General features: G+C 51.4%; 7 protein-coding genes. 5 read left to right on the top strand and 2 right to left on the bottom strand.

The window, feature by feature from the left end:
• Positions 1–393: 393 nt before the first annotated feature.
• The 5 genes from Q0095_RS04400 to Q0095_RS04380 all read left to right on the top strand — a co-directional run bounded on the left by Q0095_RS04400 (position 394) and on the right by Q0095_RS04380 (position 5,124).
• Positions 394–1,287 (top strand): DMT family transporter, encoded by an 894-nt coding sequence (locus tag Q0095_RS04400; RefSeq protein WP_297881720.1) that lies wholly within the window; start codon positions 394–396, stop codon positions 1,285–1,287.
• A 294-nt stretch (positions 1,288–1,581) separates the two neighbouring features.
• The gene (locus Q0095_RS04395; protein WP_297881718.1) at positions 1,582–2,295 is read left to right on the top strand and encodes a vWA domain-containing protein; all 714 of its coding nucleotides are present in this window, start codon (positions 1,582–1,584) and stop codon (positions 2,293–2,295) included.
• Positions 2,296–3,060: 765 nt separating this feature from the next.
• Entirely contained in the window at positions 3,061–4,167 is a 1,107-nt protein-coding gene (locus tag Q0095_RS04390) for an alanine racemase (RefSeq protein WP_297881716.1), read from the top strand.
• 240 nt (positions 4,168–4,407) lie between these two features.
• On the top strand, positions 4,408–4,551 hold the full coding sequence (locus tag Q0095_RS04385) for a hypothetical protein (RefSeq protein WP_297881714.1): 144 nt from the start codon (positions 4,408–4,410) through the stop codon (positions 4,549–4,551).
• A 132-nt stretch (positions 4,552–4,683) separates the two neighbouring features.
• Positions 4,684–5,124, top strand: coding sequence for a pyrimidine dimer DNA glycosylase/endonuclease V (locus Q0095_RS04380; RefSeq protein ID WP_297881712.1), 441 nt, complete (start codon positions 4,684–4,686; stop codon positions 5,122–5,124).
• A 391-nt stretch (positions 5,125–5,515) separates the two neighbouring features.
• Here the strand turns inward: Q0095_RS04380 and Q0095_RS04375 are convergent, their stop codons facing one another.
• Together Q0095_RS04375 and Q0095_RS04370 are read right to left on the bottom strand one after the other, a co-directional pair.
• Positions 5,516–6,148 (bottom strand): tetratricopeptide repeat protein, encoded by a 633-nt coding sequence (locus tag Q0095_RS04375; protein ID WP_297881710.1) that lies wholly within the window; start codon positions 6,146–6,148, stop codon positions 5,516–5,518.
• Positions 6,149–6,205: 57 nt separating this feature from the next.
• Positions 6,206–8,836 (bottom strand): hypothetical protein, encoded by a 2,631-nt coding sequence (locus Q0095_RS04370; RefSeq protein ID WP_297881708.1) that lies wholly within the window; start codon positions 8,834–8,836, stop codon positions 6,206–6,208.
• Positions 8,837–9,956 lie beyond the last annotated feature (1,120 nt).

Raw genomic sequence — 9,956 nt, 5'->3', positions numbered from 1 at the left:
AAATCCGCGCTCAAAAAAACTATAAGCTTAAAAGGCGCGAATGAGCGCGCAAACATAGAAATTCTAAAAAACGACAAAGAGGGCGCGGGCGATTAAATTTTAAATTTAGCCACGCGCGAGCAATAGCTATGAAAATTTATGACAAGCCGTAGCAAAGCGACATAATGATCATGCGAGTAGCAGCTATATTTATGACAAGTTGCGGCGAAGCGGCGCAATGATCGCGCGAACAAGTGCACGCAAGCCCGAAAAGATGAGCCGAAAGCTTAAAATTTAACTCGCGATCTTAAAAACCAAAATTTCAAACCGCTCCGTCAAAATCGTCAAAATTTAGCCTATTTTTTACCTAAAATTTCGTAAAATTACCACTTTAAATTTTCAAAAAGGACACTGATGAATAAAAGTTTGGAATTCAGAGCCGACATCGGAATGCTCTTCGTGGCGATCGCTTTTGGGCTCGGGTATCTGCCCACCTCGCAGGCGCTTGCGAGCAACAACGTCTTCGTACTGCTATTTTGGCGCTTTTTCGCCGCGAGCATCATCGCAGGTGCGATATTTTTCCCAAAGCTCAAGGCCATAACTTCGCGCGAGATCAAGCACGGCGCGGTACTTAGCCTGTTTTTATTCGCGGGCTTTACGTCGCAGACCTTCGCCTTTAAATTTGCGCAAAGCTCCTCCGTGGCATTCATCATCGGCCTAAACGTCGCGCTCGTACCCTTCATTGCCGCGGCGCTGTTTAGACATAAAATTTATTCCTACGCCTACGCGGGCATCGCGCTTGCGATCGCTGGGCTCTATCTCATCGGCGACACGCAGCTAGGCCTGGGCAAGGGCGAAGCGCTGGCGCTAGTCTGCGCGTGCGCGTATTCGTTTCACATCGTGCTAACCAACCGCTTCGTGCAAAGCTGCGACGTAGCGGGCATCGCCTACGTACAGATCCTCTGCCTAAGCGCGCTTTGCTGCTTCGCGGCGATCTTTTTTGAAAGAGTCAGCATCGTGCCAGTGATGGATAGAAGCTTTTTCGTCGCGATGGCGGTGATCTGCCTGCTGGGAACGGTTTTTGGCTTTTTTGCGCAGGCTTTGATGCAAAAATACACGACGCCCGTAAAAACCGCTCTGTTTTTCACGCTAGAGCCCGTAACGGCGGGCATTATGGGCGTATTCGTGGGCGGCGAAAGGCTAAGCGCGATGCAAATTTTAGGCGCGGCGCTCATCCTATCTGGCGTCTTAATAAGCGAGATCGGAAGCTACCTCAGCGCAAAACGGAGCAGATCCGCAGGCGCTTGATTTTGCGGCGGCGTAAATTCCATAAATTCCACGCCACGTGGAATTTTGCGTCGTAAAATCCCACGCTGCATAAAATTCTACTCCTTTAAAATTCCACAGCGAAATTCTGCGCCGCGCATAATTCTATATCACGCGGAATTTTGCGGCGTCTCTCGCAAGGATACGTTAAAATTCCGCAACAAAATTCGTATTAAAATTTACCCAGCAAAGGCGTGCAGCGAAGCTTTAGCGATAAAATTTCATTGCTTAAGCGATACAATAGTAAAATAACAAAATTTTAACAAAGGAGCCCCTATGAAAAAAATCATCTTTCTTGTTGCCGCGCTTGCGGGCATACTGTTTGCTAAAAGCGTAGAGCTAGAGACGCCACCTAATCATAAAGACGGCGTAAATCACCTGGAATTGGTGCTGATCTTAGACAAATCAGGCTCGATGAGCGGGCTTGAGAGCGATACGATCGGCGGATTTAACTCGATGATAGAAAAGGAGCGCAAAGAGGGCATCGACGCCAGCGTCACGACCGTGCTTTTCGATACGAAATTTAATGTCATCCATGATCGCACGCCGCTTAAGAAAGTTGAAAACCTAACGTCCAAAGAGTACTACGCCGGCGGCAATACCGCGCTACTAGACGCGATTGGCAGCACGATAGCGCGTATCGAGCGAGTGCCGGATATCTATGCCAAAAACAATCGCGTGCTTTTCGTCATCATCACCGACGGGCAGGAAAACTCAAGCCGCGAATACTCCAAAGCGCAGATTAAGAAGATGATTAGCGACAAGCAGGAAAAATACGACTGGGAGTTTATCTTTTTAGGCGCTAATATCGACGCCGCAAGCGAGGCGCAAAGCATCGGCATCAAAAGCGAAAATGCCCTAAAATACGAGAATTCCAAAGAGGGCGTGAGCAAAAATTTCGAAGCGGCGGCCGAGATATCCAAGGACGTAGCGACCGATAACAAAGCAAACTCGAAATGGCGCGACAAGGTCTTGCAGGATAAAAAATAATAAATCTCGAGGCGAGGCGCGCTAGAAATGAAGCGCCGCTGCGGAAACGAGCGGCGGCACAAAAATAGGCGGCGATGTGCATCGTGCGGCACAAAACGAGCTTTAGTAAAAAACGCGGGCGGCGGTGCAAACGAGTTGTGGCGCTAAATATTCAGCGCGAAAACACGGGCGACGGCGCGAAAACAGATAGTGCACCAGGTCGCTTGCCAAAAAATTTAATGCGAATATGTGCCGCAAGAAAAACAGGCGCGAGAGGAATAAAAACAGCGTGAAGCGGAGCCGAAAACTCCGTGAGCCTAGCAATATGGCGCGCATATTGATTTTCACTCAGCGCATTTTAGAATTTTATTTTGATTTTTTCATACAGCGCGCGGTATTGCTTTGTGCGGCAAGGAAACGCAAATTTGCTCACTAAATTTAAACGCTTCGCGCAGGCATCCTTAAATTTGATGCGCTAATTTTGCAATTTTGCAAGCGAGGCTAAATTTAATACGCGTAAACAAAATTTTATAGTCTAAATTCAGGCGCTTCGCGAAGGGCGCCGATTTGCAGCGAGTAAGCCATTGTTTCGCAAGCAGCGACAAATTTACGGCGCGCAAATTCCATTTTTTGCGAGAAGCGCGTAAATTTCGCCCTTTGCAAGCGACAGGTAAATTTCACCCTTTGTAAGCCGCGCTAAATTTTAAAATTTCACCGTTACAAAACGGGCGCAGCTACTAAGCGCGGCTGAATTAAAATTTCGTAAATTTAAAGAGGAGGAAGCTTATGAAGATATCCGACATCGACACGCCGGCGCTGCTGATTAATCGCGAGATCATGCTTCGCAACCTGCAAAAGATGCAAAGCTACGCGGACGCCTCGGGCGTGAGCCTACGCCCGCACACCAAGACGCACAAAATGCCCTATTTCGCGAAGCTGCAAAAAAGCATCGGCGCTGCGGGTATCACGGTCGCCAAAACGGGCGAGGCCGAGATCATGGCGGCAAACGGGCTAAAAGATATATTTATCGCAAACGAGATCGTGGGCGAGCTGAAATTTCAGCGCATCATCGCGCTTTTGCGCGCGGGGATAAACTTAAGCTTCGGCGCAGATAGCATAGAGCAGGCGCGCCTGATAGAGCGTGCCTTTGAGCGCAGCGGCACGAAGGTCTGCGTGCTTGCCGAGATCGAAGTGGGCGAAAACCGCTCGGGCTTCGTGGAAAAGCAGGATTTCGCAGCGTTTATAAAATTTCTAAAAGGCTGCAAAAATATAGAATTCCGCGGCGTATTCTCCCACGACGGCCACTCCTACAAGGCCGCTGATAAAAACGAATGCGAGCGCATCCACCTAGTCGCGCAGCGCCGCACGCTGGAGTTTGCGGATATCGCGCGCGAGCTGGCTCTACCCGCACGCGTCGTTAGCATCGGCTCGACGCCCTCGCTCATAAATGATTTTGAAATTTTAAAAGGCGTCACCGAGATCCGCCCGGGCACCTATATCTTTATGGACGCCTCGCAAGCGCAGGCGTACGGCGATTATTCGATGAATGCGGCGAGTATCCTTACGACCGTCATCAGCAGACCTACGGCGGATCGCATCATCACCGACGTCGGTGCCAAGGGGCTCACGCAGCAAAGGCGCACCGAGGGCTTTACGGCAACGCCGGGGCTCGGGCGCATAAAGGGCACGGATGTGTGGATAAATGGTGTTTATGACGAGCATGCGATCATCTACGACAGAGCGCTGCGAGACGCCGTGCGCGTGGGCGATCGACTCGAAATTTATCCGAACCACATCTGCCCCGTCGTAAATTTGCACGAGTTCGCCTATCTCGTAAGCGGCGGCGAGGTCGTAGAAAAGATCCCCGTGTTATGCAGAGGTAAGTTGCAATGAGCAGGCAAATTTAAAGGTGCGATTTGCGAGTTTGCAAAGCAGGATAGACTGCAATAAGCGGGTAAATTTTAAATGCGCAGCGAGGTAAAATTTTAACGTCGGCAGATCGCGGCTAAATTTAAGGCGCCTGTGAATTGAACTAGATCGCTCTGCTTGGGTAAAATTTTATCCCTTGTGCGAGCGAGCTTTTCCTGCGCGGCGCTGCTTTTAAATTTGTCGGTTTTCATACAAAGCTAAGCTTTGCGTAGTATCATACAGGATCGCGAGCCGTGCGGCCTCTGCAGCGTCGCACAAAGCCTAAAGGGTGCGTTCAAAAGCGGCGGCGACGAGGCGAGTAAGGTGCAGGCTAACGTGATGAAAGGCGAATATTTCGTGATGATATGATCGGTCGCTCCGGCTTTTTAGCAAAGTGAGGCGATGCGGCGGGTAAATTTGCGGTATAAATCCAGCGATTTGCGGGTCAAACCGCGCCAAATTTGGCCCGAAAAACGGCTGTAAATTTAATGAAAGGCGAAAATGAGACTTTGGACGATAAGCTTTAAATATCTCGACGCAAAGGGGCTCGTGGCGCTTTGGCGCGAGGCACTGCTAGCTAAAAACGCGCTGGCTGGGCTTACTAAGGGCTACAAAAATCACCCGCAGCTTGACCGCTTTTACGCGCACGAAAACGCGCTAGAGGAGGTAAATGCGTATCTGGCGGAAGTTTATGAGGAGGGCTGCGCTCGCGGGTATAAATTTGACGCCGCGAAGGTGGGCAAATTTGACGCGCGAAATTTGGCTAAAATCAGCGTCGCTCGCGGTCAGATCGAGTATGAATTCGCATTTTTGCAAGAGAAGCTAAAGTCGCGCGATATCAAGGCTTACGAGCGAAATTTAAGCGTAAAAAATATAGAAATCGCGAGTATTTTTAAAAAGGTCGAGGGTGAGATAGAGCCGTGGGAAAGGGTTAAAATTTAACGCCATCTCGCGCGGCAGCGGCGAGGAGTATATTCGGCTTATGCCGGCAAGCTTTTCGTATGTGGCGCTACTTTTAAATTTATCGGTTTGCCACAAAGCTAAGCTTTGCGTAGTATCATACAGGATCGCGCGCCGTGCAGCCTCTGCGGCGTCACACACGCCGCGATCGATCAGCGGCGTAACGTGGCGGATCAGCGCTAGCGTAGTAATGATTTTGTCTCCTAAAATACGAGCCCGCTAAGAGCTTGCGTCGTTATGTTTCCGCTCCTACAGGATACTTGATGTTTAGATTTGCGCTATTTATGCGAAATCGCTATGGTTCTTAGCGGGCTCGTATTTTAGGAGACAAAATACGAGCGCGAGGGTATGCTTCAAAGCATGGATTTGCGGGCTATTTAAGCCTTTCGTAGCTTTCGCATGAGCTTTGCCATGCCCTTTCATGTTCCGCTACCGAGCTCATAAATCTATCCTTGCCGCCTAGCTCGCAGGCCTTTTTGTAGTATTCTACGGCTTTAACATTATCTATGCCCTCGTAAAGACGTGCTAAATTTAAACACGCAAGCCAGCTATCCGCGATATCCATATCGCAACCGCGCACATAGTAACCTACGCCCTTTATAGCGTCTTTGCGCACGCCTCTGCCTCTGATATACGCAGAGCCTGCGTTACTGCAGCCTATCGCGTGCCCGTCATCGCAGGCTTTGTCAAACAGCTCCGCCGCCTTCGCCTCATCGCGCGGCATCCCCTCTCCGCTTTGATACAAAATGCCTAAATTTACGCACGACTCCACATCGCCGCCTTTGCAAGCTTTGACGTATAACGGCGCAGCCTTTAGCAGATCTTGCGGCACGCCCCAGCCATAATTATAAATCTGCGCCAACGCCCCGCACAACTTCATATCGCCCTTATCGCAGGATTTTGTAGCCCGGCTTATATCGTCTGCGGTGATTTCAAAATTTTCGGCTAGCGCGAAATTTGCGGAAAGCGCCGCAGCGAATACTAGAATTAAAATTTTATTTTTCATTTTCATCCTTTTTGGTTTTTTAAGATCGCCTGCCAAGCCTAAGGCGCGGATTTATCGTTAAGGCGCAGTTTGATCGCTAGAGTTCGGGTTCGTTCTCGCCTGCTCTTTGCTTTTTAGAGCTTCGTAAATTTCATCGACGCCGCTTAAATTTTGATCCAAAACCTCTCTCGCCTTTTTTAGCGTGCGTGCGCCAAAAATCCCATCCTGCTTCACTCCGATGCTTTTTTGGATATATAAAATTTTATCCTTTTGCATCGCAGCGGAATCCTTAGTCGCCCTGGAAGCGGAATTTGAAGCAGGGCTTTCAGAGCCGCTAGAGCTTGCGCTCGTAGAATTTTCGTCTACAGAATTTACGCCATCACTCGCAGAAGCGGAATTTTCGTCCTCAAAAAATGCAGGCATCCACCCTCGCAGCAGCCATGCTGCGCCCGTTTTCGGCACATAGCCCGTATTTGCCGCGCCTCCGTAGATTGCGCTAGCCAAAATGGCGCAGAGCAGAGTTTTGCAAAAGCGAGCAAACGCCGCGCCGCCTCTGCCGCAGCGATATTCTCGCGGAATTTTACGAGCTTTTACGGTGCACCACACTGCGCTTGCCAGCCACAGCGCCACACCGCCTAACAGCTCCGCAGCAGCGATTACCGCACCGCACGCAAGTGCCCAAAAATAATGCTCCGCAAAGATCATCTCGAAGCAGCCCTCGCACGCCAGCGCAGCCGCCGCGATGAGCGTGCCTCCGCCTATGCACCACACCGCGCGGTCATAGCGTGGGCTTAGCACGCCAAGAGCCCTAGCCATCGCGCTGCCCAAATCGCGAGCGCATTGCTGCGAAATAAAGCCCTCGCAAACGCGCATAATCGCCACGGCGAAACTCTGCGCGCAATCCTCGCGCAAAGAACGTGGGAAAAAGAATTTCTTTAATCGTGCAAAGGGCGAAATTTTAGAATTTGACGCAGGATCTTGCGTATTCGCGCGATTTTTAAATTTTGCAGCGGCGAGGTTTTCGGAATTTGCAGAATTTATCGCAGCGGAGTCTATGGAATTTGTGGAATTTTCAGCACCCAAGGCGCTTAAATCTCGGTAATCTCGCTCGCCGTATAATTCACAAAGACCCTCCGCGGCGCGATCAGAAGTGTTGCTTAAGTCCTCTTGCAAGCCTGCAAAATTAGGTCCATTCTGCGCGAGAGCTTCGTCGTTTTGCTGCCTAGCCTCAAAATCGCCGGCAGAATTCTCTCCCGAAAGATCTGCCCCAGCAAATTTTATGCCACCGCTCACTCCTCCTGCGAACCTGCCTTGCTCTCCGCGCAACCCCAAGCGATTATCTTCCAAGCCCATAGAATTTGCCGAAGCGCTCGCGAATTTCGTGCCCGCAAATTTTACGCTCGCGCCGCCCTCGAGATTTTCTTTGCGCGGAGCGTCTTTCGCAAGGCTCAAAGCGTCGCAATCGGCCGTGCCGCAAGTAGAATTTACAGAGTTAAAATGCCCGTCCGAGCCGCGCAACTGATCAAGATTTAGCGTCTCGCCGCGCAGCTTAGCACTAGCTAGGCGCATCGCCGCATCCAGCGCAGGCTTTGCGCGAAATAGCGCAAAAAGGCTTTGCGCATCGTCCCGCCCTAGCCTAGCGGGCGCACCACGTGCCGCCGCAAGCTCCGACGCAAAAACTTCGTCAAAAAAGCTAGGTCTTACGAATGTCACGCCGCCGAAGCACGCCGCATCGTAAGCCTTGCCGCAGACGGCAAAACTCAAGCGCAAAAACTCCTCCTCCGCGCTAAATACCGCTTCGCAGCCGCCCTGCACCGCTCGCAGCGAGCTTAGACGAAACAAAAGTCTGCGAACTACAAAACCTACGCCCTTGCTGCATAAAAACTCCAGCAGCTCACGCCCAAAAACCTGCGAGCTAGCGCCTATGCTGACGCTCGGGCGGGCATAAGCGGCTACTTTGCCGGTGCGAGTGAAATACCCGCGCCCATCGCAGTGCTCGCAGCGAAAATCACCCGCACCGCCACACTTTTCGCAACGCAATCTACCCGCACCGCCGCAAGCGGGACAAATGCGCGAGCCGCTACCGCCGCAGCTAGCGCAGGGAATGAAGCGATAGCCCATAGAATTTGACGCAGAGCCTGCAGAGTCGCCTCCAGAAAGGCCGCGCGCATGAGCGTCCGTAGAGCTTAAAGCCGCGCGGCTATAGCCACCGGCGCCCTTGCAATCGGGGCAGATCAAGCGTCCGCGCCCGCCGCAGTTAGCGCATGGCGCCTTGCCTGCGCCTTCGCAGGCTTTGCAGCGCCTCCTGCCCGATCCGCTGCAATGCTCGCAACGCAGCTGAACGCTAAAGGGCTTAAAATCGTAGAATTTTATGATTTGATCCGCATTCGTAGCGGCTTTTTGGGGATCTGCACGCAGGCGTAGCATAAAGGCCTCGCTTAGCTCTGCATCAGTGCTTGCCGCATGCAGACATTCGCGTGCGTGAGCTTCGAACTGCGCGATATCTGCGAAATGCAGCTGAGCGCGCTCGCCGCCGCTTATCTGCGAGACGCTAAACTTGCCGGCGAAGTCGTAACGCACGCCAAGTCGCACGCTAAATCCGTAGAACTCGCGATCAAGCTCACGCAGATCGGCGCCACCGCTACGCGTTAAAGCTTTGAGTCTAGCGACAAACGCCTCTGCAAGCTCCTCTTTATCCAGCTTGTCCATGATCGCTCCTTTCTTGCAGGCACGCCACAAAGCCGCGCCGCATAAATTTTAAAATTCCTTTATTAAGATCCCGCAAATTTTAGCATTTCATATAATTATACCGCGAAAGGGAATTTTAAAATTCCAAAATCTCACGCAGGATGGAATTTAGCGCTATTGCGCGCCGTAAAATCTCGCTGCAAATCAAAACTCTAAAATAGAGCTCGACGCAAAATCTCGCACTGCGGCGCGGCGACGTGCGTAACTAACCGCAACAAATACGGCACGAACGGATCGCAAAACGGAGCCGCCAGGCATACGGCGCCCGAGCGGTAGCAGCGGGTATGCAAGACTTTAATTCCGCAGCAGCGCATAATTTGGCTCGCGATGATGTACGACACAGCGTAACGCGAAGCAAATTTCACGCCTGCATAAAATTTTAAATTTCACGGCTAGCTCGTGCGTACGACATGCAATTTAAAATTTCACGACAGCTATGGCGCGGCGTGCAGCGATCTAAATTTATAACAAGCAGCGGCGCGCAAATTTCAATCACACGCCAATCAGACGGCGGGCGCATAAAGTGCAATTTAATTTACAAGCGCGCAGCGGCATATAGTCGTCGCGCAAATTCAGTTCGCAGCGACCGATGCAACGCGAAAATTCATGCCGCGACGCAGCGGCTCGTAAAATTTAATCCTATTACCGCGCAACTATAGCCGCCTGCGCCTTTGCAAGCAGAGCGGATCAGACATCCGCGCCCACTGCAGGCGCTACACGGCGGTATGTAAAATTTAATCTGGGCACCGCAAATCTCCGCCAACATGACTGATCGCGCGGGCGTAAAATTTAGCTCGCCTGCCGCGTAATTCAACTCGCGGCGGTGCATGTCGCGGCGCAAGCGCGAATTTTAGATCATGCGGCGATCTGCTGCGCGACCGACAGATTAATTTCACGGTGCGCTCGACATGAAATTTAGAATCTCGTAGCGACACATGACACTGTGCGCGGCCGCGTGAAATTTTAAATTTCACGGCGAGCCCACGCGTTATGAAATTTTAAATCTCGCCCCGATGAGCTCGCAAGCTCGCGGACGGCTCGGTTTAAGATCTTGCGCCCGGTTTTTTCGCGGAATTTCGCT

This window comes from uncultured Campylobacter sp. (genome assembly GCF_938045535.1).
Classification (GTDB): Bacteria; Campylobacterota; Campylobacteria; order Campylobacterales; family Campylobacteraceae; genus Campylobacter_B.
This window is presented reverse-complemented; position numbering and strand designations above follow the sequence as displayed.